Source organism: Mycobacterium sp. MMS18-G62 (assembly GCF_053877835.1).
In genome coordinates this window covers 1,105,519-1,127,882 of sequence record NZ_CM132662.1, presented here as the reverse complement: position 1 = coordinate 1,127,882, position 22,364 = coordinate 1,105,519, and the positions used below count along the sequence as shown (strand labels likewise).

Genomic DNA, 22,364 nt, shown 5'->3' with positions numbered 1-22,364 from the left:
CACCCGCGCCGTAAGCTGTGTGTCTGTGACGATCCCTAATGTGCTGGCCAGTCGCTATGCCAGCGACGAGATGGTGGCGATCTGGTCACCGGAGGCCAAGGTCGTCGCCGAGCGCCGGCTGTGGCTGGCGGTGCTGCGGGCGCAGGCGGAATTGGGTGTCGACGTGCCGCCCGGCGTCGTCGAGGACTACGAGCGCGTCTTGGACGACGTCGACCTGTCGTCGATCGCCGCGCGGGAGCGGGTGCTGCGGCACGACGTCAAGGCGCGCATCGAGGAGTTCAACGCGCTGGCCGGCCACGAGCATGTGCACAAAGGCATGACGAGCCGGGACCTCACCGAAAACGTTGAGCAGCTGCAGATCCGCCGATCGCTGGAACTCGTTTTTTCGCATGGCGTGGCCGTCGTTGCGCGGCTGGCCGAGAAGGCGATCAGTTACCGCGATCTGGTGATGGCCGGCCGCAGTCACAACGTCGCCGCACAGGCCACCACGTTGGGCAAGCGCTTCGCGTCCGCTGCCGAGGAGCTGCTGCTTGCCTTGGAGCGGCTGCAGTCGTTGATTGACCGATATCCGCTGCGCGGCATCAAGGGCCCGATGGGCACGGCGCAGGACATGCTGGATCTATTCGACGGCGATGTCGACCGCCTCGCCGAACTCGAGCGGCGGGTCGCCGAATTCCTCGGCTTCACAGAGATTTTCACGTCCGTCGGTCAGGTCTATCCACGCTCGCTGGACCACGACGTCATCTCTGCGTTGGTCCAGGTCGGCGCTGGGCCGTCGTCACTGGCGCACACCATCCGGTTGATGGCGGGCCATGAACTGGTCACCGAGGGTTTCGCGCCCGGGCAGGTCGGTTCGTCGGCGATGCCGCACAAGATGAACACGCGGTCGTGCGAACGCGTGAACGGCCTGCAGGTCGTGCTGCGCGGATACGCGTCGATGGCGGCAGAGTTGGCGGGTGCGCAGTGGAACGAGGGCGACGTGTTCTGCTCGGTCGTGCGGCGCGTTGCACTGCCCGACGCGTTCTTCGCTCTGGACGGTCAGATCGAGACGTTCCTGACGGTGCTCGACGAGTTCGGTGCCTACCCGGCCGTGATCCAGCGCGAGCTCGACCGCTATCTGCCGTTCCTGGCCACCACGCGGATCCTGATCGCCGCGGTGCGTGCAGGCATGGGGCGCGAAGCAGCGCACGAGGTCATCAAGGAGCACGCCGTGGCCGTGGCGTTGGCGATGCGGGAACGCGGCCTTGAACCTGACCTTTTGGACAGGCTGGCCGCCGATCCGCGTTTGCCGTTGGATCGGCCTGCGCTGGATGCGGCTCTATCGGATAAGCAGGCGTTCACGGGCGCGGCGGGACCGCAGGTCGATGGCGTCGTCGAGGCTGTCGACGAACTGGTCAGCCGCTATCCCGAGGCGGCCAAGTACACCTCGGGTGCGATCCTGTGACGTCCCTTGCCGAGATTGACTTCACCGATCTGGACAACTTCGCCGCCGGCTTTCCGCATGACCTGTTCACGGTGCATCGCCGCGAGGCGCCGGTGTATTGGCATGAGCCGACGGAGAATACGCCCGACGGCGAGGGGTTCTGGTCGGTGGCTACGTACGCGGAAACCCTTGCGGTCTTTCGTGATCCGCAGACATATTCGTCGGTGACCGGCGGCTCGCGGCCGTACGGTGGCACGCTGCTGCAGGATCTGTCGATCGCCGGTCAGGTCTTGAACATGATGGACGACCCGCGGCATTCACAGATTCGGCGGCTTGTCAGCTCGGGTCTGACGCCGCGGATGATCCGTCGCGTCGAGGACGATCTGCGGGCGCGGACGCGTCGACTGTTGGACTCCGTCGAGCCGGGAGTGCCGTTCGATTTTCTGGTCGAGATCGCCGCCGAACTCCCGATGCAGATGATCTGCATCCTGCTGGGAGTGCCTGAGTCCGAACGGCATTGGCTGTTCCACGCAATCGAGCCGCAGTTCGACTTTGGCGGCTCGCGCAAGGCATCCGTTGGGCAGATGTCGGTCGAAGAGGCAGGCTCGCGGATGTACTCCTATGGACAGCAGTTGATCGCGTCTAAGCGCTTGGAGCCGACCGACGACATGCTGTCCGTGGTGGCCAATGCCACCGTCGAGGATGACGGTCTTTCGGATCTAGAGCTGTATCTGTTCTTCAGCCTGTTGTTCAGTGCGGGTGCGGAGACGACCCGCAACGCGGTGGCGGGTGGGCTGCTGGCGCTGGCCGAGTATCCGTCGCAGCTCGAAGTTTTGAGATCGGACTTGGAGCTGCTGCCGACGGCCGTCGAGGAGATGGTGCGGTGGTCGTCGCCGTCACCGTCCAAGCGGCGCACCGCGACGCGCGACATCGAGTTGGGTGGATGCGCGATCGAGTCGGGCCAGAAGGTGCAGATCTGGGAGGGCTCGGCCAACCGGGACGCTGACGTGTTCTCGGATCCCGATGTATTCGATGTGACGCGTAAACCCAATCCGCACTTGGGCTTTGGGCAGGGCGTGCACTATTGCCTCGGTGCGAATCTGGCCCGGCTGGAGCTGCGGGTGCTGTACGAGGAGCTGCTGAGCCGGTTTGCATTGGTGCAGGTGACCAAGCCGGTCGAGTGGGCCCGCTCCAACCGCCACACCGGCATTCGCCATCTGGTGGTCGAGCTGCGGGCGTGAAACCGGATGCGTTCGCCGCGGTCATGGCGACCGGCATCGTGTCGATCGCAGCGGCGGATCACGGCTATCGCATTGTCAGCCAGATCTTCTTGGTGATGGCGGCCGTCGCGCTGCCCGTCCTTGTCGTCTTGGTCGCGATGGCGTGGCGCCGAGAGGCCTGGGAGATCACCGATCTCGATGTGGCGCTGGGGCTGTGCACGTATGTGGCGGCGTGTGCGGTGCTCGCGGCACGACTGGCCGAGTATCACATCGCGCTGTTTGTGCTTGCCGGTATGGCGTTGCAGGGTTGGCTGTCGCTGGCGCCGGTGGTGGCTCGGCGGCTGTGGCGCGATCGCCGAGCCCTCCGCGACCGGGCACATGGCGGCTGGGAGCTGGCGAGCGTTGCGACATCCGGATTGGCCATCGTGTCAGCCGATTTGAAGATCGTCTTCCTGGCGATGCTGTTCTGGGTCTTGGCGATCGGTGTGTACTTGCTGATGACCGTGCTGATTCTGCGGCATGTCGATATGGCGCAACCCGACAGTTGGATTTTGATGGGCGGCGCGGCAATCGCGACACTCGCCGGCGATCACATCCACAAGGCCGGACTCGAAAGTGTGTGGCCCGTAACGGTCGTGACCTGGATTGTAGCGACGTTGTGGATCCCTTTCTTGGTCTTCGCGATGGTTCGGCGGTTTGCAGGCATCTCGTGGCCGACTGTGTTCCCGCTGGGGATGTACTCGTCGGCGACGTTCGCGATGTTCGTCGAAACTGGTTGGCGGTGGTTTACGTCGGTCTCTCTGACGTTCCTCTGGATTGCCTTGGCGGCGTGGGTCTTTGTCACCGCCAGCCAATTGCGAACTTTATCTCGGCGATAACTCGGTCTGGATACTCAGTCAAGTCAAGCCATGTGAACCGCAATACCTGCCAGCCCAGTAGCGCGATCTTGTTCTGTCGTTCGCGGTCGTTCTGGAAGTCCTCCTGGCTGCTGTGAAAGGCCCAGCCGTCGGTCTCGATCGTGACCTTCTGCTTGGGAAAAGCCACGTCGACCTTGTATCCGCCCACGGGGTAGTTGGTTTTCCATCCAGTGATCTTGTTGTCACGCAACAGCTTCACCAGTAGGCGCTCGGCTTCTGAACGCGCGCCGTCGGACGCGGCTTGCAGAAGGCGCCGTGCCGCCGGTGAGCCGTGGCGTCCCTTGTTGCGAACGTGTGCACGCCACAGCTGTTCCAACTCGACTTGGCGCTGTAACGCCGAGTCCATCAGTTTTGCCCCGCCGCCACGCCTTACCGCGGCTTCGATGACCGTCAGCGGCAACGCCGTCACTCGCAGTCCGTTTCGCTCGACGATGTCCTTGGGATATAGATCCCGCCGCCGCAGCCGAGTGTCTGGACGTTTGCGGTGATTGCTGACCTTGGGCACCGTGACCTCGACTACTTTGGGGGCGAATTTGGTGAGACCGTGCCACCACGCAGCAGCCAAGCCACTGGCGACTGCCCTTTCGCCATAGGCCCATACCGCTACACGAGTTCGCGCCGCATCGGTGAAGGGGCGGTCTTCAATGAAATAGACGCCGCGTGAGCACTGCTGCCAGCGGCCTGAGCGGACACGGCGGTTGACGGCTGCGCGGTTGAGCCCGCAGTGACTCGCTTGGGCCAAGGTGATCACGCCGTCGTGTTGGCGCAGATACTCGTCGAGCACTCACAATTGACGTGGCTTGACCGCCCGCCGTTCCATTTCCCGCGATTTGTGCACGCTTTGTATCGCTGAGCGTGACAAAACGTGCACAAGTCGCCGGGGCGGGCGGGCTCGCCCCGGGCTAGCGGCGGGCCCGGGCCCTGACCCCCGCGGCGCGCAGCTCCAGCGCGGCCAGACCGTGTATCGCGGCGGCGTCCTGCATCCGCCACGCGCCGACGGGGTCGCCGTGTATCGCCGCCAGCTTGGCCAGCGGGCGGTTGGCCAGCGCGCGCAGCGCTAGCAACTGCTCACCCGCCGGTGTCGAAGCCAACGCCAGCGCCGTCCACTTGCGGCGGAAGAACCGCACGCGCAGAAACAGCCACGGCATCAGCAGAGCCAGGATCGGCGGGCCCGCGACGGCCAGGGCCAACAGCCAGGCCAACCACGAAGCCGTGGTGTCCAGGGTGTGGCCTGCACCGGCGATGTCCAGCGCCGCCTCGCTGGCCGCCCGCAGCGGCTTGCTCAACGCGTCGCCGATCAACGGAAACCTGTCGGCGCGCTCGCCGGCGGAGTCGAGATTGTCGGCGACGCCGTTGGCCCCGCTCTCGACCTGGTGACCGACATCGGCGATCGCGGAGATCGCCGCGTGAACGGCCATCCCGACCAGCACCCATAGCGTGGTCCAGGCGATCACCACGATGTCGCTGATCAACTGCGCGACGAGCCGCGTCGGTGTGGTGGCATAGGGCAGATAGCGGGAGCTCATGGACCGATGCTGCCCGATAGGCTGGCCCGATGCGCCCCGCTCTGTCCGACTACCAACATCTGGCCAGCGGCAAGGTTCGCGAGCTGTACCGCATCGACGACGAGACGCTGCTCTTCGTCGCCACCGACCGCATATCGGCCTACGACTACATCCTCGACTCGGAGATCCCCGACAAGGGCCGCATCCTGACCGCGATGAGCGTGTTCTTCTTCGACTACGTCGAGGCGCCCAACCACCTCGCGGGCCCGCCCGACGACGAGCGCATCCCGCAGGAGGTGCTCGGCAGGGCGCTGGTGGTGCAGGAACTCGAGATGATGCCCGTCGAATGCGTGGCGCGCGGCTACCTGACCGGCTCCGGTCTGATCGACTACCAAAAGTCTGGCAAGGTCTGCGGCATCGCGCTTCCGCCGGGGCTCGCCGAGGCGAGCAAGTTCGCTCAGCCGTTGTTCACGCCGGCCACCAAAGCCGAGCTCGGCCAACACGACGAGAACATCAGTTTCGCCGACGTCGTCGAGCTGGTCGGCGCGGTACGCGCCAAGCAACTACGCGAGCGCACACTGCAGACCTACATCCAAGGCGCCGATCACGCCCTCACGAAAGGCGTCATCATCGCCGACACCAAATTCGAGTTCGGTGTCGACAAGCACGGCAACGTGCGGCTCGCCGACGAGGTCTTCACGCCCGACTCGAGCCGCTACTGGCGCGCCGACCAGTATCGGGAAGGTGTCGTTCAAGAAAGCTTCGACAAGCAGTTCGTCCGCAACTGGCTCACCAGCCCCGAGTCCGGCTGGGACCGCTACGGCGACAAACCGCCGCCACCGCTGCCGCCCGACATCGTCGAGGCCACGCGCGACCGCTATATCGAAGCCTACGAACGCATCTCGGGGCTCAATTTCGGCGACTGGATCAAGCCGTGATCCCACCAGAGGCCAAACGCACCGAGACTAGCCGCGAACATCACGGCGACGTGTTCATCGATCCCTACGAGTGGATGCGCGACAAGTCCAACCCTGAGGTGATCGACTACCTCAAGGCCGAAAACGACTACACCGAACACGCCACCGATCATCTTGCGCCGTTGCGGCAGGCGATCTTCGACGAAATAAAGGCCCGCACCAAGGAAACCGACCTTTCGGTGCCCACCCGCCGCGGCGACTGGTGGTACTACGGCCGCAGCTTCGAGGGCAAGCAGTACAGCGTCCATTGCCGATGCCCGGTAACCGATCCCGACGACTGGGTACCGCCGGAGCTGGATGAGAACACCGAGATTGCCGGCGAGCAGATACTGCTCGACGAGAACGTCGAGGCGCAGGGCCACGACTTCTTCTCGCTCGGCGCCGCCACCGTCAGCCTCGACGGCAACATCCTGGCGTACTCGGTCGACGTCAAGGGCGACGAGCGATACACGTTGCGGTTCAAGGACTTACGCACGGACAGCCTGTACGACGATCAGATCGTCGGCATCGGCGCCGGCGCGACCTGGGCCGCCGATAACCGCACCATTTACTACGTCACCGTCGACGAGGCCTGGCGGCCGGACACCGTGTGGCGCCACCGCCTTGGCTCCGGCCTGCCGGCCGAAAAGGTGTTCCACGAGCCCGACGAGAAGTACTGGCTCGCGGTCGGCCGCACACGCAGCGACAAGTATGTCGTCATCGCCGCCGGCAGCGCGGTGACGACCGAAATGCGTTACGCCGACGCCACAGATGCCACCGCGGAGTTCACCGTCGTCTGGCCGCGCCGCGAGCTGGTCGAGTACTCCATCGAGCACGCCGTCGTCGGCGGTGAAGACCGATTCCTCATCCTGCACAACGACGGTGCGGAGAACTTCACACTCGTCGAGGCGCCGGTCGCAGACCCCACGGCGTTTCGCACGCTGATCGAACATCGCAGCGATGTAAGGCTGGACACCGTCGACGCGTTCGAGGGCCACCTGGTGGTCAGCTACCGAAGCGAGGCGTTGCCGAAGATCCAGCTGTGGCCTGTCTACGCGACCGGCGAGTACGGCCGCCCCGAAGACATCACGTTCGACTCCGAGCTGATGTCGGCGGGCCTTTCTGGCAACCCGAACTGGAGTTCACCGAAACTGCGCATCGGTACAACAAGTTTCGTCACCCCTGTCAGGATCTACGACCTTGACCTGGCCACCGGGGAGCGCACACTCCTTCGCGAACAGCCCGTGCTCGGTGACTATCGACCCCAGGATTACGTAGAGCGCCGCGACTGGGCTGTCGCCGAAGACGGTGCACGCGTTCCGATCTCGATCATCCACAAGATGGGCCTGCAATTCCCCGCGCCCACGCTGCTGTACGGCTACGGCGCGTACGAGGCATGCGAAGACCCGCGGTTCTCGATCGCCCGGTTGTCGCTGTTGGACCGCGGCATGGTGTTCGCCGTCGCACATGTGCGCGGGGGAGGCGAGCTCGGCCGGCCCTGGTATGAACACGGCAAACTGCTGGAGAAGAAGAACACCTTCACCGACTTCATTGCCGTCGCAAAGCATCTCGTCGACACCGACCTGACGCGACCGGAGAACCTCGTCGCCTTCGGCGGCAGCGCGGGTGGCCTGTTGATGGGTGCGGTCGCAAACATGGCACCGGAGATGTTCGCCGGCATCCTGGCCACCGTCCCGTTCGTCGACCCACTGACCACAATCCTCGACCCGTCGCTGCCACTGACCGTCACCGAATGGGACGAGTGGGGAAACCCGCTGGAAGACAAAGACGTCTACGACTACATGAAGTCCTACTCGCCGTACGAGAACGTCGAGGCCAAGGGTTATCCGCCGATCCTGGCGATGACATCACTGAACGACACGCGGGTGCTCTACGTCGAACCGGCGAAATGGGTTGCGGCGCTTAGGTGCACCAAGACCGACGAGCATCCGGTCCTGCTCAAGACCGAGATGAACGCCGGTCACGGTGGTATCAGCGGACGCTATGAACGCTGGAAGGAGGCCGCGTTCCAGTACGCATGGCTACTGGATGCCGCCAAGGCCGACCACGACGGCGGCGCCTAGGTAAACGATTTCCTGCACTGTCCGGACGTCCAGCCGCGATGTCATCGACTTCGGCGGGTTCGGCATCCTCGACGCGTACACGTTGGCCGGGAACATGGCCAGCATCAGGATGAACAGGCATACCGCCGCAGCCACTCGAGTGGGTGGGTACAGCAGTCCGACCGCGCCGACGAGTTCCAGCACACCGGTGATCGTCACGAGCAGACCGGGCGCCGGCAGCCGCGGCGGCACGATCGCGATCATGTCTCGGCGCATTCCCGGGACGAAATGCGCGACGCCGGTCATGACGAACATCGCCGCGAGCCCGACGGCGATGGCTTCAGGCCAACTGTCGGCATAGTCCCAATTTTCGGGGCCCAGCCAGCCCACTACACGGGCACCGAGCGCGCCCACGATCAACATGACGAGAACGGCCACCGCTAACTCCCTATCTAGACACTGTCAAGATACGACGACTGTAGGCAACTATCTAGGCACTGTCAAGATTCCCGCTATAGTGGCCTGATGAGCAGGGACACCTACCACCACGGCGACCTCAAGGCCGTGATCTTGGCCAAGGCCGCGAGCCTGGTGGCCGAACGGGGCGCCGACGGCATCTCGCTGCGCGAACTGGCCCGCGAGGCGGGCGTTTCGCACGCCGCTCCCGCGCACCACTTCACCGACCGCCGGGGCCTGTTCACCGCACTGGCTGCGCAGGGCTGGCGCCTGCTTGCCGAGGCGTTGACAGAGGCGCGCCCGGACTTCATCGACGCTGCGCTGGCCTATGTCCGGTTCGCGCTCGACCATCCCGGCCACTACGCGGTGATGTTCGACCGCTCATTGGTGGACCCGGACGATGCCGAACTCGCCGCTGCCGAGGAAGCGGCCGGTGCCGAACTGGCGCAAGGCGTTGGGACACTGAAGGATCCGCGTGCCAAGGCCGATCCGCAGAGCGCCGCGCTCGCCGCGTGGTCTCTCGTCCACGGGTTCGCGATGCTTCGCCTCAACGAGACCATCAGCACGGACGGCGACCCCATGGACGAGGTCCAGCGCATCGCCTCGATGTTGTTCGACGGATAACCTGCGGGCATGACCGAAACATCGCTGACCGACATCCCACTGACGACGCTCGACGGGCAACCCACCACGCTGGCCGAACTGGCCGACGGCGCCGCTCTGGTCGTGAACGTCGCGTCGAAGTGTGGCCTCACCCCGCAGTACTCCGCCCTGGAGCAGTTGGCGAAGGACTACGGCGGGCGTGGTCTGACGGTGATCGGCGTGCCGTGCAACCAGTTCATGGGTCAGGAGCCGGGCACCGCCGAGGAGATCCAGACGTTCTGCTCCACCACCTACGGCGTGACGTTCCCGCTGCTGGCCAAGACCGACGTCAACGGCGCCGACCGGCACCCGCTATATGCCGAATTGACGAAGACGGCCGACGACACCGGCGAGGCGGGCGACATCCAGTGGAACTTCGAAAAGTTCCTGCTGGCCCCGGGTGGCAAGGTGGTCAAGAGGTTCCGCCCGCGCACCGTTCCCGATGCGCCAGAGGTGGTTTCCGCGATCGAAGCAGTTTTGCCGCGCTAGATAGTCAACTGCTGTCCGGGTGTTGTAAACCGTTGCGACACCTGGCGTTGCCACACTGAATGCGTGGCTGGACAACTGATCGTCTCGATCTCCGGCATCAGCGACCGCACACGGGATGACGTCGAAGCGTTCTGTGCGCAGCTGGACGCACGCGGCGTGCCTGCTTCATTCCTGGTGGCGCCCCGCATCAAAGGCGGCTACCGGCTCGACAACGATGCGCCGACGGTCGATTGGCTGGCCGGGCGGCGCGACCGCGGTGACGCCATCGTGCTGCACGGTTTCGACGAGGCGGCCACCAAGAAGCGACGCGGGGAGTTCGCCACTCTGCAGGCCCACGAAGCAAACCTGCGGCTGATGGCGGCCGATCGCGTGCTGGAACATTTGGGATTGCGCACCCGTCTGTTCGCCGCGCCAGGTTGGACGGTGTCGCAAGGTACCGTAACGGCGTTGCCCCGCAACGGCTTTCGTCTGCTCGCAGGCTTGAGCGGAATCACAGACTTGGTGCGGCAGACGGCCGTGCGGGCCCGCGTGCTCGGCATCGGCGAGGGATTCCTGACCGAACCGTGGTGGTGCCGCACGCTGGTGCTGTCTGCCGAACGCACTGCCCGACGCGACGGCATCGTGCGCGTCGCGGTCGCCGCCCGGCACCTGCGGCGGCCCGGTCCTCGCCAGGCCATGCTCGACGCCGTCGACCTGGCATTGATGCACCAGTGCGCGCCGGTCGTCTATTCCTGGCAGCCGTACCCCGCGCTGACCGACGCCGCCTGAAGCGCCGGTACCGTAGCGTCCCATGGCAGACGCTGATGTGATCGTGGTGGGCGCCGGGCTCGCGGGACTGGTCGCGGCGTGTGAGCTGGTCGATCGCGGGCGCAGGGTGCTGATCGTCGATCAGGAGAACGCGAACAACATCGGTGGTCAGGCGTTCTGGTCGTTCGGCGGCCTGTTCTTCGTCGACAGCCCGGAACAGCGGCGGCTGGGCATTCGGGACAGCCACGAGCTCGCACTGCAGGACTGGCTCGGCACGGCGGGATTCGATCGGCCAGAAGACCACTGGCCGCGACGGTGGGCACACGCCTATGTCGACTTCGCGGCCGGCGAGAAGCGCAGCTGGTTGCGCGAGCGCGGACTTCAGATTTTCCCGATCGTCGGCTGGGCCGAGCGCGGCGGCTATGACGCACGCGGACACGGCAACTCGGTGCCCCGCTTCCACATCACCTGGGGAACCGGCCCTGCGATCGTCGACGTCTTCGCGCGACGGCTGGTGGGCAAGGCCAGGTTCGCCCATCGCCATCGTGTCGACGAGCTGATCGTCGAGAACGGCGCCGTCGTCGGTGTGCGCGGCGCGGTGCTGGAGCCGACGGACGCGGTGCGCGGTGTGGCGACATCGCGAAATACCGTCGGCGAGTTCGAGTTTCGCGCGCCAGCCGTCATCGTGGCCAGCGGCGGCATCGGCGGCAACCACGACCTGGTGAGGCAGAACTGGCCGAAGCGGATGGGCCGCGTGCCCGAGCAGTTGCTGTCCGGCGTGCCCGCCCATGTCGACGGCAGGATGATCGGCATCACCGAAGCCGCCGGTGCGCACGTCATCAATAGCGACCGGATGTGGCATTACACCGAGGGCATCACCAACTACGACCCGATCTGGCCGCTGCACGGGATCCGCATCCTGCCCGGTCCGTCGTCCCTATGGCTGGACGCCAACGGTAAGCGGCTGCCGTCCCCGCTGTATCCAGGCTTCGACACGCTGGGCACGCTGGAATACATTGCGCAGACCGGTCAGGACTACACCTGGTTCATCCTGAACGCGCGGATCATCGCCAAGGAATTCGCGCTTTCCGGACAGGAGCAGAATCCCGACCTGACCAACCGCAGCGTGCGCGACGTCCTGACCAGGGTGAGGGCCGGTGCCCCCAAGCCGGTGCAGGCGTTCGTCGACAAGGGTGTGGACTTCGTCAGTGCGAACTCGTTGCGCGAGTTGGTGTCTGCGATGAATACCGTGCCCGATGTGCTGCCCGTCAACTACGCCACCGTGGAAGCCGAGGTCACCGCGCGCGACCGCGAGGTGGCCAACCGGTTCACCAAAGACACTCAGATCGCCTCGATCCGCATCGCGCGCAACTACCTCGGCGACCGGTTCAGCCGCGTCGTCGCACCGCACCGGCTCACCGATCCGAAGGCCGGCCCGTTGATCGCCGTTAAGCTGCACATCTTGACGCGAAAGTCGTTGGGCGGCTTGGAGACCGATCTGGACTCCCGCGTGCTCCATTCCGACGGAACCGTGTTCGACGGGCTGTACGCGGCCGGTGAGGCCGCAGGCTTCGGTGGCGGCGGTGTGCATGGCTACCGGTCGCTGGAGGGCACGTTCCTCGGTGGCTGCGTGTTTTCGGGTAGGGCCGCGGGGCGCGCGGCAGCGCGCGACGTCTAGAAACTCGTGCCGCGCTCCGGTTCGAGCACCTGGAAGTCGGTGTCGGTCATCTCCGAGAGCCGTCCGTAATAGATGCCGCGGGCATTCGGGTCGATGATCGCCTGGTGGATGGGCACGGCGTGCGTCGGCGCAACGGCCCGCAAATAGTCCACGGCCTCCGAGATCTTCATCCATGGCGCGGCCGCCGGAGTGGCCAGCACGTCGACCGGTTCGCCGGGTGTGAACAACGCGTCGCCGGGGTGCATCAACCGCGCGGGGTGTGAGCCGTCGCCGACGAGATACGAAATGTTGTCGATCACAGGGATTTCCGGGTGAATCACGGCGTGCCGTCCGCCAACGCCGCGGACCGTCAGTTGGCCGACGCTGAACTCGTCGCCGACATGCACGGCCTTCCATTGGCCGCCGAGTTGCGCGGCGGTCTGCGGATCGGCATACAGCGCGGCCTGCGGGTTGGCGTCGACGAGCGCGGGCAGCCGTTCGGTGTCAGCATGGTCTGGATGCTGATGGGTGATCAGGATCGCCGAGAGGCCGGTGATGCCTTCGAATCCGTGCGAAAAGTTCCCCGGATCGAACAGCACCGTCGTGTCATCACCGGATTCGCTCTTGAAACTTGCGAGTAGGCATGAATGTCCAAAATGCGTGAGTTCCATCCCTATATTGTGGCGGCGGGGTTGGGGTTGCAGGGGGTACTTGAGTCGTGCGGTTGATGCTGGCGGTAGCACTGGCCACCTGCGGGTTGGCGATCGCGCCCAACGCAGGCTGGCCGGCGCGCGCGGTCCCCGGGGTGTGTCCGCCGATTTGCGACGCCATCCCGGACTCGGCCTGGATCGCGCCCACCTCGGTACCGCTCTATCCGATCTATCGCTGGCCCGGCCTGGCCGGATTGTCGGTGACGGCCCCGTCGCCGACGTTCGGCTTCGAGGCGCTGTGCGACAGCCCGCCAGTTGCCAACGACCCGCGCAGCTACGCCGTGGCGGCACGCTCGGTGGTGTTGCACCCGGAGGGCCAGTGGAATCTGTTGGTGCAGGTCATCCACTGGCGTGGTGACACCGCGATCGGCGCGCCGACGACGCTGGCGGTGCTCAAGACCGCCGGCGCACGGCTGCACGACTGCCAGTTGGCCTCGGCGAAGACATCTCCGTCGATCACCACCAGCGATGAGGTGCACCTCGCCGCCGTGATCAGCGATGCGGGCAGCCAGGTGATGCACGAGTACCTGCTCGTACATCCCGACAGCAGCACGATCGTCGAACTGGCCATGTGGTCGACGGTGCCGCCGCAGGTGGACTGGCCTGCGGTAGCCGATGCTCAGGTCTTCGACGCCATGGCGGCCCCGCTGTGCAGCGCGTATCTGGGGTCGTGCCGGTGAGGCGGCAGACGCGTAGCCGCAGGTAGAGTGATCGCCGTGGCAAGGGTGGTTGTGCATGTGATGCCCAAAGCCGAGATCCTCGACCCGCAAGGGCAGGCGATCGTCGGCGCACTGGGTCGTCTCGGCTTCGACGGTGTCTCAGATGTGCGGCAGGGCAAGCGTTTTGAGCTCGAGGTCGATGACAGCATCGACGACAAGACCGTCGCCGAGATCGCCGAATCGCTGTTGGCGAACACGGTGATCGAAGACTGGACCGTCAGCAGGGAACCGTCGTGACCGCGCGTGTGGGCGTCATCACATTCCCGGGCACACTCGACGATGTCGACGCCGCGCGGGCGGTTCGGCTCTCCGGCGCGCAGCCCGTCAGCCTGTGGCACGCCGACGCCGACCTGAAGGGCGTCGATGCGGTGGTGGTGCCCGGCGGTTTCTCGTACGGCGACTATCTGCGCTGCGGCGCGATCGCGAAATTCGCGCCGGTGATGGGCGAGGTGATCCGGGGCGCCGAGCAAGGCCTGCCAGTGTTGGGAATTTGCAACGGTTTTCAGGTGCTGTGCGAGGCGGGCCTGCTGCCTGGCGCGTTGACGCGCAATGCCGGCCTGCACTTCGTCTGCCGCGACCTGTGGCTCGAGGTTGCGTCCAATTCGACGGCGTGGACATCGCGCTACGAGCTCGGCGCAGACCTGCTGGTGCCGCTGAAGTCCGGTGAGGGCCGCTACGTCGCCAACGAGAAGGTGCTCGACGAGTTGGAGGGCGAGGGCCGCGTGGTGTTCCGCTACCGCGACAACCCCAACGGCTCGATGCGCGACATCGCGGGCATTTCGTCGGCCAACGGCAGGGTGGTCGGGCTCATGCCGCACCCCGAGCACGCCACCGAAGCGCTGACCGGCCCGTCCGACGACGGGCTCGGCCTGTTCTACTCCGCGCTGGATTTGGTGCTGGCCGCCTAGCCAGGCGAAAGCTAGCTCGGAGTCAGGCAGTCAGCGCCACCGACGCTTCGGCGGTGTAGCACAAGAACGTCAGCGTCTCCTCGAGGTACAGCTGTACGGTCTCGAAGTCGTGGGACAGATACCCAATCGACACGTCGGTGCCCAGCTGTAGATCGAAATCCCCACCGCGAGTGGACAACACGAAGGCGCCGTCGATCGCGGGCGCCCAGATGATCTCCCCGTCGATGAGCCGGTTGATGTGCTCGCGGATCGGATAGCCATGCTCGGTCGTCTCGCTCACCTTGGTGTAGGCGTCAGCGGACAGCAGCACCGAATAGGGCCCGTCGACTCCGGCCAGCCGCAGCTCGGAAAGCGCTTGCGTGATCACGTCGGGGAATTCGCGCGCGTCGTCGGGCAGCGCCAGCGCGGGATTCGAGCTGCACGCGCGGATGCCCTCGATGGACGCCGCGTCGTAGCCCTCGAAGATCGCCCGGTCTTCGACGAACGCCAGCTTCTTGGCGGCCTCCTTGACCGGCTCCCAATCGGAGTCCTGTGATCCGCGCTCGACGTCGTCGATCGCGCTGCGCGAAACCGTGAACGGCACCCGCAGCCGAACCAGCGGCTTGCTGTCACGCAGATGCGCCACCACACCGTCCCCCGGCGGCGCCACGTCGCGCAGATGGCCCGTGCTGACCGCAGCAGTCACCGGCCCACCGGGATCGCTGACGTCGACGACCCGCCGCCCGGCGATATGCCGCTTGAAAGTCCGCGTCGCCTCCAATTCGATTTCTGTCCAAGCGACTTCGGTGATCGGCGCCAGATCGCGATACAGGTTGTTCATCGACGGGTTCCTTTCAGGCTGCCGATCCCGAGCGAGCCGTCGTGGCCCACGGGAGTTACCACAGTGACCGCCGGCCGGTCCTCCACAGACGAATCCGGTAACGGCGGCGGGTCATTGAGAAAATCCGTGATCGGGGTGAAGAACATGGTCCCGGTGACGGCGATGGAGAAGTCCAGCACGCGGTCGGTGTTGCCCGGCGGATCGCCGAGGAACATGTTGTTCAGCATCTGCTCGGTCACCGCGGCCGTGCGCGAGTATCCGATGAAATATGTGCCGAACTCGCCCTTGCCGATCTCGCCGAACGGCATGTTGTGCCGCACGATCTTCAGCTCGTTGCCGTCCTCGTCCTCGATCACGTTCAGGGCCACATGGGAATTCGCGGGCTTCACGTCGTCGTCGAGCTCGATGTCGTCGAGCTTCGTGCGCCCGATGACCCGTTCTTGCTCCTCGGTCGACAGCGAATTCCACGAGTCCATGTCGTGCACGTACTTCTGCACGTGCACATAGCATCCACCCGCGAAATCCGGGTCCTCGTCGCCGATCTGGGTCGCACTGTCGGCCAGCGGTCCGTCCGGGTTCTCGGTGCCGTCGACGAAGCCCAACAGGTCCCGGTTGTCGAAAAACCGGAAACCGTGCGTTTCGTCGACGACGGTGATCGCGTCCATCGCCGCGACGAGCTTGGTGGCCAGTTCGAAGCAGACGTCCATCGACTCTGCCCGGATGTGGAACAGCAGATCGCCCGGCGTCGAAGGTGCGTGGTGGCGTGGACCGTTCAACTCGACGAACGGATGAAGCTCGGCCGGTCGCGGCCCGGAGAACAACCGGTCCCATGCGTCGGACCCGATCGATGTCACCACCGACAGCCGTTTGGCCGGATCGCGGAATCCGATTGCCTTGACCAAACCGGAGATGTCAGGAAGTGCATCGTGAACCGCGGCCTCGCCACTTTCGTTGATCGTGGCAACCAAGAAGATGGCCGCGGGTGTCAACGGCGCCAGAACCGGCTGCGGCAATGGTGCGGGCACCGTTTGACCCTAGCGAAAGCTCGGTCGGCATGATGGTGAACCATGTCCGCGAGTGCCCAGGGGCTGTGTGAGTTCATCGACGCGTCGCCGTCTCCGTTTCACGTGTGCCTGACGGCGGCACAGCGGCTCAGCGCAGCGGGCTACACCGAGCTGTCCGAACGCGACCCGTGGCCGGGCGAGGGACGGTACTTCACCGTGCGGGCGGGGTCGCTGATCGCCTGGCAATCCGAGCATGCGCATCTGCCGTTCCGGATCGTCGGCGCCCACACGGACAGCCCCAACTTGCGCGTCAAACAGCACCCGGACCGGTTCGTCTCGGGCTGGCAGGTGGTCGCGCTGCAGCCCTACGGCGGCGCCTGGCTGAACTCGTGGCTGGACCGCGACCTCGGCATCAGCGGCAGGCTGTCCGTGCGTACCGGCGACACGATCGACCACCGGCTGATCCGCGTCGACGAGCCGATCCTCCGTGTCCCGCAGCTGGCGATCCACCTCGCCGAGGACCGCAAGGCGGTGTCGCTGGACCCGCAGCGGCACGTGAATGCGGTCTGGGGCGTCGGCAGCGGGCCGCGCTCGTTTCTGGCCTACATCGCTGAGCAGGCGGGCGTCGACGCCGCCGACATTCTGGGCGCCGACCTGATGACCCACGACCTGACGCCGTCGGCGCTCACCGGCGTCGACCGCGAGCTGCTCAGTGCGCCGCGCCTGGACAACCAGGCCACCTGTTACTCCGGATTGGAAGCGTTCCTGGCCGTCGAGCCTCGCGACTACTCGCCTGTGCTGGTGCTCTTCGATCACGAGGAAGTCGGCTCGCAATCGGACCACGGCGCGCAATCGGAGCTCCTGCTAACCGTGCTCGAGCGAATCACCTTGGCGGCCGGCGGTAGCAGAGAGGACTTTCTGCGCAGGCTGCCGGGGTCGATGGTCGCGTCAGGCGACATGGCACACGCGACGCATCCCAACTATCCCGAGCGCCATGAGCCGGGCCACCTCATCGAGGTCAACGCAGGGCCCGTGCTCAAGGTGCAGCCGAACCTGCGCTACGCCACCGACGGGCGGACCGCGGCGGCGTTCGCGTTGGCGTGCGCGCATGCCGGTGTCCCGCTGCAGCGCTACGAGCACCGCGCCGACCTGCCGTGCGGGTCGACGATCGGGCCGATGACCTCTGCGCGCACCGGCATTCCGACCGTCGACGTAGGCGCGGCCCAGCTCGCAATGCACTCGGCGCGTGAGGTGATGGGTGCCGACGATGTCGCCGCCTATTCGTCGGCGCTTCGGGCGTTCTTGTCACCGGGCTGATCTAGAGTGCCGGCATGGCACTTGACGTCGTGAACATCACGTTCGACTCCACCGACCCCGACCGGCTCGCCGACTGGTGGGCCCGCGCGGTGGACGGCACCGTAAACGCTTTGGCGCCTGGGTTTTTCGTCACCGTGAGCCGCCCCGGCGGCCCGGGCCTGGCGTTCCAGAAGGTCGGTGATCCGACACCCGGCAAGAACCGCGTGCACATCGACTTCGCCGCCGCCGACATGGAGGCGGAGGTGAAGCGGCTCGTCGACCTCGGCGCCACCGAGACCGGCCGGGGTGAAGCCGGACCGGACTTCCAGTGGGTGGTGCTCGCTGACCCCGACGGCAATGCGTTCTGCGTCGCCGGGGGTGACGTGGAGAACGCTACTTGATCCGCGACGCGAGTAGGCGCTTGCCTTCTTCGGCGCCTTTCTTGCTGTCGGCCTGGGCCTTGCGGAACAGATCGGCGAGCTCGTTGTCGCCGTCGCGTTCGGCGTCTTCGACGTAGGTCTGCAGCCGCAGCGCGTTCTCAAGGCACTGCTCGGTGTACCAGATCAGGTTGTAGTTCTTGTCCTTGGTGCCTGTCACATAGCCGGTTTCGCTGGTCGTGCTCATGCGTCACCTTCCTTCTTGTTGCTGCCGTGACGAGGACCGCCTACCCGTCGATCTTGGAGTGCAAACCAGAGCGCGGAAGTAGTTCGGCCGCTTTGTTCTTCGCTATCTCGGCCAACGCGTGCCAGGCGTTCGGGTCGCCCTTGACGATGGCCTCGGTCATCGCTTTCATCTCCTCGAAGGTGACGTGCGGTGGGATCGGCGGCACCTCGGGATCGGTCCGTACGTCGAGCACGACGGGCTCCTCGGCGGCCAACGCCTCGTCCCATGCCGGCCCGAGGGCGTCGGGGTCGTCGACGGCTATCGCGCGTAGGCCCATCGTGCGCGCAACGTCGGCGTAGGACACCTCCGGCAGCGTCTGAGACTCCTCGAATTTCGGCGCGCCGCCCATCGCGCGCAGCTCCCAGGTGACATGGCTCAGGTCGTTGTTGTGGAACACACACACCACCAGACGCGGATCCGTCCACTGCCGCCAATAGCGACGAACGGTCAGCAGCTCGGCCAGGCCGTTCATCTGCATCGCACCGTCGCCCACCAAAGCGATGACGGGACGGTTCGGGTTGGCGTACTTCGCGCCGATCGCGTACGGCACAGCCGGGCCCATGGTGGCCAGCGTCCCCGACAGCGACCCGCGGACGTTCGGCCCGAACCGCAGGCAGCGGGCGTACCAGTTGGTCGACGAGCCGGAATCCCCGGTGACGATGGCGTTCTCGGGCAGGCGGCTCGACAGCTCCCACACCACCCGCATCGGATTGACCGGATCCGCCGACAGCATCGACTGCCGTTCCACGGTCTGCCACCACCGCGCGACGTTGTCCTCGACGGTCTGCCGCCACGACCGATCCGGTTTGGCCTCGAGGAGCGGAAGCAGCTCGGCCAGTGCGGTTTTCGCGTCAGCGACGATGTTGACCTCGGTGGGGTAGCGCATGCCGATGTTGGCGCCGTCGATGTCGATCTGAACTGCTCGGGCCTGGCCGTATTCGGGCAGGAACTGGCTGTACGGGAAGTTCGAGCCGACGATCAGCAACGTGTCGCAGTCGCGCATCAGCTCGTAGCTGGGCCGGGTGCCCAGCAGCCCGATCGCACCGGTGACATAGGGCAGGTTGTCGGTCAAGACGTCCTTGCCGAGCAGCGCCTTGGCCACACCCGCCCCGGTGCGATCCGCGACATCCTGGACTTCCGCTGCCGCGCCCCGTGCGCCCTGCCCGATCAGGATCGCCACCTTCGTTCCGGCGTTGAGGATCTCCGCGGCTTGACCGATGGCGGCCGGGTCGGGCGCGACGACCGGCGCGGCGTCGTGCGGTGCGCTGGACGGGACCTGCTTGAACGCGTGGCCGGGCGGCTCGTACGACTGCTCCTGCAGATCCGAGGGAATCACCACGGCCGTCGGCGCGCGACGGGCCCGCGCGGTGCGGAACGCCCGGTCGAGCGCGTTGGGCAGCTGACTGGCGACGTTGACCTCGACCAGGTAGTCGCTCGCAACGTCCTTGAACAGCGACTGCAGGTCGACTTCCTGCTGATAGCTGCCGCCCATCGCGCTGCGGGCCGTCTGCCCGACGATCGCGACCACCGGCGTGTGGTCCAGCTTCGCGTCGTAGAGGCCGTTGAGCAGGTGGATGGCGCCGGGACCGGAGGTGGCCATGCAGACGCCGACAGTGCCGGAGAACTTGGCATAGCCCACCGCCGCGAACGCCGCCATCTCCTCATGGCGGGCCTGCACGAACTGCGGCTTGTTGTCTGCCTTACCGAATGCGGCAACCAGGCCGTTGATGCCGTCGCCCGGGTAGCCGAAGACCTGCGCGACGCCCCATTCGCGAAGTCGGTCGAGGATGAAATCGGCGACTGTCTGACCCATGTGCGTCGCGATACCCCGCACTGAGTTGCCCAAACTAGACTGTCTGCGTGACGTCCGAGCTCACCCACGCCCTGGACACCGTCGACCACGCCGCCGCCACGCCCGATCAGCCCCAGCCGTTCCGCGAACTCGGCTTGAAGGACGACGAGTACCAGCGGATACGCGAAATCCTCGGCCGTCGGCCCACCGACGCCGAGCTGGCCATGTACTCCGTGATGTGGAGCGAGCACTGCTCGTACAAGTCGTCCAAGGTGCACCTGCGCTACTTCGGCGAGACCACCACCGAGGCGATGCGGGCCGCGATGCTGGCCGGGATCGGCGAGAACGCCGGTGTCGTCGACATCGGCGACGGCTGGGCGGCCACCTTCAAGGTCGAATCGCACAACCACCCGTCGTATATCGAGCCGTACCAAGGCGCCGCCACCGGCGTCGGCGGCATCGTCCGCGACATCATGGCAATGGGCGCGCGGCCGGTCGCGGTCATGGACCAGCTGCGGTTCGGCGCCGCCGACGCACCTGACACCCGCCGCGTCGTCGACGGGGTGGTGCGGGGCATCGGCGGCTACGGAAACTCGCTGGGGCTGCCGAATATCGGCGGCGAGACCGTCTTCGACGCCTCCTACGCCGGCAACCCGTTGGTCAACGCGCTATGCGTCGGGGTGTTGCGTAAAGAGGACCTGCATCTGGCGTTCGCATCCGGCACCGGCAACAAGATCATCCTGTTCGGCGCGCGCACCGGGCTCGACGGCATCGGCGGTGTCTCGGTGCTGGCATCGGAGACGTTCGGCGGCGACGAGAGTGGTGCACCTGGCCGCAAGAAGCTGCCAAGCGTTCAGGTTGGCGACCCGTTCATGGAGAAGGTGCTCATCGAGTGCTGCCTCGAGCTGTACGCCAACGATTTGGTGATCGGCATCCAGGACCTCGGCGGGGCCGGATTGTCCTGCGCCACATCGGAACTCGCATCCGCGGGGGACGGCGGCATGCGGGTCGAGCTGGACACCGTGCCGCTGCGCGCCGCCAACATGACCCCCGCCGAGATCCTGTCCAGTGAGTCGCAGGAGCGGATGTGCGCGGTCGTCGCCCCGGAGAACGTCGACAAGTTCATGGCCGTGTGCCGAAAGTGGGAGGTGCTGGCCACCGTTATCGGTGAGGTCACCGACGGCGACCGGCTGCAGATCACATGGCACGGCGAGACGGTCGTCGACGTGCCGCCGCGCACCGTCGCGCATGAGGGCCCGGTCTACGAGCGCCCAGTGCAACGTCCGGACAGCCAGGACGCCTTGAACGCCGACACCTCGGGCAAGCTGCCCCGGCCGTCCACGGGCGACGAACTGAAGGCGACTTTGCTTGCGCTGGTTGGCAGTCCGCATCTCTGCAGCCGCGCGTTCATCACCGAGCAGTACGACCGGTACGTGCGCGGCAACACCGTGCTGGCCGAACACGCCGACGGTGGCGTGCTGCGTGTGGACGAGTCCACCGGCCGCGGTATCGCGGTGTCCACCGACGCGTCGGGCCGCTACACCCAACTCGACCCGTACGCCGGCGCGCAGCTCGCGCTGGCCGAGGCGTACCGCAACGTCGCCGTCACGGGTGCTACGCCCGTCGCGGTGACCAACTGCCTGAACTTCGGTTCACCCGAAGACCCCGCCGTAATGTGGCAGTTCAGCCAGGCGGTGCGCGGGCTCGCGGATGGCTGTGCGGCCCTTGGCATTCCGGTTACGGGCGGCAACGTCAGCTTCTACAACCAGACCGGCACCACGCCGATCCTGCCCACCCCCGTCGTCGGCGTGCTGGGCGTGATCGACGATGTCAAGCGGCGTATCCCCACCGGACTCGGCACCGAACCCGGCGAGACGCTGATCCTGCTCGGCGACACCCGCGACGAGTTCGACGGGTCGATCTGGGCGCAGGTCGCCGCCGACCATCTCGGCGGCGTGCCACCGAAAGTCGACCTGGAGCGCGAAAAACTGCTCGCCGACGTGCTCACCGCCGCGTCCCGCGACGGACTGGTGTCGTCAGCCCACGACTTGAGCGAGGGCGGCCTCATCCAGGCTGTCGTGGAAGCGTCCCTGGCGGGTGAAACCGGTTGCCGCATCATCATTCCCGAAGGCGAAAACCCATTCGTCACGCTGTTTTCGGAGTCGGCCGGTCGCGTTCTCGTCGCCGTGCCGCGCACCGAGGAGAGCAGGTTCCGTTCGATGTGCGAGGCCCGTGGACTTCCGGCCACCCGCATCGGCGTTGTGGACCAGGGAAGCGACGCCGTCGAAGTACAAGACCAATTCACGGTTTCCCTGGAGGAGCTGCGCAGCACGTCGGAGGGCGTGCTTCCCGGGTTGTTCGGGTGAGTGTCCCGACC

General features: G+C 66.0%; 23 protein-coding genes. 15 read left to right on the top strand and 8 right to left on the bottom strand.

What is annotated here, in order from left to right; all coding sequences use genetic code 11:
• Nucleotides 1-25: 25 nt before the first annotated feature.
• The 3 genes from purB to ACWW36_RS05585 are packed head-to-tail and all read left to right on the top strand — an operon-like array spanning nt 26 to nt 3,521.
• Nucleotides 26-1,444 (top strand): adenylosuccinate lyase, encoded by a 1,419-nt coding sequence (gene purB, locus ACWW36_RS05595; protein WP_456140601.1) that lies wholly within the window; start codon nt 26-28, stop codon nt 1,442-1,444.
• Complete coding sequence (locus tag ACWW36_RS05590; protein ID WP_456140600.1) at nt 1,441-2,664, top strand: cytochrome P450; 1,224 nt, start codon at nt 1,441-1,443, stop codon at nt 2,662-2,664. Before purB ends, ACWW36_RS05590 begins: the two co-directional genes overlap by 4 nt.
• A complete protein-coding gene (locus ACWW36_RS05585) occupies nt 2,661-3,521 on the top strand; it encodes a tellurite resistance/C4-dicarboxylate transporter family protein (protein WP_456140599.1) in 861 nt (286 codons plus the stop codon). The genes ACWW36_RS05590 and ACWW36_RS05585 overlap by 4 nt, the downstream gene beginning before the upstream one ends.
• Here the strand turns inward: ACWW36_RS05585 and ACWW36_RS05580 are convergent.
• Nucleotides 3,484-4,344, bottom strand: coding sequence for a DUF559 domain-containing protein (locus ACWW36_RS05580; RefSeq protein ID WP_456140598.1), 861 nt, complete (start codon nt 4,342-4,344; stop codon nt 3,484-3,486). The genes ACWW36_RS05585 and ACWW36_RS05580 overlap by 38 nt on opposite strands.
• A 118-nt stretch (nt 4,345-4,462) precedes the next feature.
• Nucleotides 4,463-5,086 carry a hypothetical protein gene (locus ACWW36_RS05575; protein WP_456140597.1) on the bottom strand — a complete coding sequence of 208 codons (624 nt, stop codon included), beginning with the start codon at nt 5,084-5,086 and terminating at the stop codon, nt 4,463-4,465.
• 29 nt (nt 5,087-5,115) lie between these two features.
• Here ACWW36_RS05575 and ACWW36_RS05570 point away from each other — a divergent pair, with 29 nt between their 5' ends.
• Together ACWW36_RS05570 and ACWW36_RS05565 are read left to right on the top strand one after the other, a co-directional pair.
• Nucleotides 5,116-6,003 (top strand): phosphoribosylaminoimidazolesuccinocarboxamide synthase, encoded by an 888-nt coding sequence (locus tag ACWW36_RS05570; protein ID WP_456140596.1) that lies wholly within the window; start codon nt 5,116-5,118, stop codon nt 6,001-6,003.
• Entirely contained in the window at nt 6,000-8,105 is a 2,106-nt protein-coding gene (locus ACWW36_RS05565) for a S9 family peptidase (protein ID WP_456140595.1), read from the top strand. The genes ACWW36_RS05570 and ACWW36_RS05565 overlap by 4 nt, the downstream gene beginning before the upstream one ends.
• Here the strand turns inward: ACWW36_RS05565 and ACWW36_RS05560 are convergent.
• On the bottom strand, nt 8,064-8,522 hold the full coding sequence (locus ACWW36_RS05560; RefSeq protein ID WP_456140594.1) for a DoxX family protein: 459 nt from the start codon (nt 8,520-8,522) through the stop codon (nt 8,064-8,066). The two genes, ACWW36_RS05565 and ACWW36_RS05560, sit on opposite strands and share 42 nt — an antisense overlap.
• An 87-nt stretch (nt 8,523-8,609) precedes the next feature.
• On the opposite strand from ACWW36_RS05560, the gene ACWW36_RS05555 reads away from it, so the two are divergent.
• The 4 genes from ACWW36_RS05555 (at nt 8,610) to ACWW36_RS05540 (ending at nt 12,096) form a co-directional block, all read left to right on the top strand.
• A complete protein-coding gene (locus ACWW36_RS05555; RefSeq protein ID WP_456140593.1) occupies nt 8,610-9,164 on the top strand; it encodes a TetR/AcrR family transcriptional regulator in 555 nt (184 codons plus the stop codon).
• 9 nt (nt 9,165-9,173) lie between these two features.
• A complete protein-coding gene (locus tag ACWW36_RS05550) occupies nt 9,174-9,671 on the top strand; it encodes a glutathione peroxidase (protein ID WP_456140592.1) in 498 nt (165 codons plus the stop codon).
• A 63-nt stretch (nt 9,672-9,734) separates the two neighbouring features.
• Nucleotides 9,735-10,439, top strand: coding sequence for a DUF2334 domain-containing protein (locus tag ACWW36_RS05545; protein WP_456140591.1), 705 nt, complete (start codon nt 9,735-9,737; stop codon nt 10,437-10,439).
• A 22-nt stretch (nt 10,440-10,461) separates the two neighbouring features.
• Nucleotides 10,462-12,096 (top strand): FAD-binding dehydrogenase, encoded by a 1,635-nt coding sequence (locus ACWW36_RS05540; protein WP_456140590.1) that lies wholly within the window; start codon nt 10,462-10,464, stop codon nt 12,094-12,096.
• On the opposite strand, the gene ACWW36_RS05535 is transcribed toward ACWW36_RS05540, so the two are convergent.
• Nucleotides 12,093-12,746, bottom strand: coding sequence for an MBL fold metallo-hydrolase (locus ACWW36_RS05535; protein WP_456140589.1), 654 nt, complete (start codon nt 12,744-12,746; stop codon nt 12,093-12,095). The genes ACWW36_RS05540 and ACWW36_RS05535 overlap by 4 nt on opposite strands.
• A 47-nt stretch (nt 12,747-12,793) precedes the next feature.
• On the opposite strand from ACWW36_RS05535, the gene ACWW36_RS05530 reads away from it, so the two are divergent.
• From ACWW36_RS05530 to purQ, 3 genes are read left to right on the top strand one after another with little or no spacing between them, the layout of a single operon-like run.
• The gene (locus tag ACWW36_RS05530; protein WP_456140588.1) at nt 12,794-13,465 is read left to right on the top strand and encodes an ATPase; all 672 of its coding nucleotides are present in this window, start codon (nt 12,794-12,796) and stop codon (nt 13,463-13,465) included.
• A 36-nt stretch (nt 13,466-13,501) separates the two neighbouring features.
• Entirely contained in the window at nt 13,502-13,741 is a 240-nt protein-coding gene (purS, locus tag ACWW36_RS05525; RefSeq protein WP_456140587.1) for a phosphoribosylformylglycinamidine synthase subunit PurS, read from the top strand.
• Nucleotides 13,738-14,412, top strand: coding sequence for a phosphoribosylformylglycinamidine synthase subunit PurQ (purQ, locus tag ACWW36_RS05520; protein WP_456140586.1), 675 nt, complete (start codon nt 13,738-13,740; stop codon nt 14,410-14,412). Before purS ends, purQ begins: the two co-directional genes overlap by 4 nt.
• A 22-nt stretch (nt 14,413-14,434) precedes the next feature.
• On the opposite strand, the gene ACWW36_RS05515 is transcribed toward purQ, so the two are convergent.
• The gene (locus ACWW36_RS05515) at nt 14,435-15,232 is read right to left on the bottom strand and encodes a family 1 encapsulin nanocompartment shell protein (protein WP_456140585.1); all 798 of its coding nucleotides are present in this window, start codon (nt 15,230-15,232) and stop codon (nt 14,435-14,437) included.
• A complete protein-coding gene (locus tag ACWW36_RS05510) occupies nt 15,229-16,257 on the bottom strand; it encodes a Dyp-type peroxidase (RefSeq protein ID WP_456140584.1) in 1,029 nt (342 codons plus the stop codon). Before ACWW36_RS05510 ends, ACWW36_RS05515 begins: the two co-directional genes overlap by 4 nt.
• 42 nt (nt 16,258-16,299) lie before the next feature.
• On the opposite strand from ACWW36_RS05510, the gene ACWW36_RS05505 reads away from it, so the two are divergent.
• Entirely contained in the window at nt 16,300-17,553 is a 1,254-nt protein-coding gene (locus ACWW36_RS05505; RefSeq protein WP_456140583.1) for a M18 family aminopeptidase, read from the top strand.
• Between the two features lie 14 nt (nt 17,554-17,567).
• The gene (locus ACWW36_RS05500; protein WP_456140582.1) at nt 17,568-17,933 is read left to right on the top strand and encodes a VOC family protein; all 366 of its coding nucleotides are present in this window, start codon (nt 17,568-17,570) and stop codon (nt 17,931-17,933) included.
• On the opposite strand, the gene ACWW36_RS05495 is transcribed toward ACWW36_RS05500, so the two are convergent.
• On the bottom strand, nt 17,926-18,156 hold the full coding sequence (locus ACWW36_RS05495; RefSeq protein WP_456140581.1) for a hypothetical protein: 231 nt from the start codon (nt 18,154-18,156) through the stop codon (nt 17,926-17,928). The two genes, ACWW36_RS05500 and ACWW36_RS05495, sit on opposite strands and share 8 nt — an antisense overlap.
• A 40-nt stretch (nt 18,157-18,196) precedes the next feature.
• On the bottom strand, nt 18,197-20,008 hold the full coding sequence (locus tag ACWW36_RS05490; protein ID WP_456140580.1) for a thiamine pyrophosphate-requiring protein: 1,812 nt from the start codon (nt 20,006-20,008) through the stop codon (nt 18,197-18,199).
• 47 nt (nt 20,009-20,055) lie between these two features.
• Here ACWW36_RS05490 and purL point away from each other — a divergent pair, with 47 nt between their 5' ends.
• Nucleotides 20,056-22,353, top strand: coding sequence for a phosphoribosylformylglycinamidine synthase subunit PurL (purL, locus tag ACWW36_RS05485; RefSeq protein WP_456140579.1), 2,298 nt, complete (start codon nt 20,056-20,058; stop codon nt 22,351-22,353).
• The last annotated feature ends 11 nt before the right edge of the window (nt 22,354-22,364 follow it).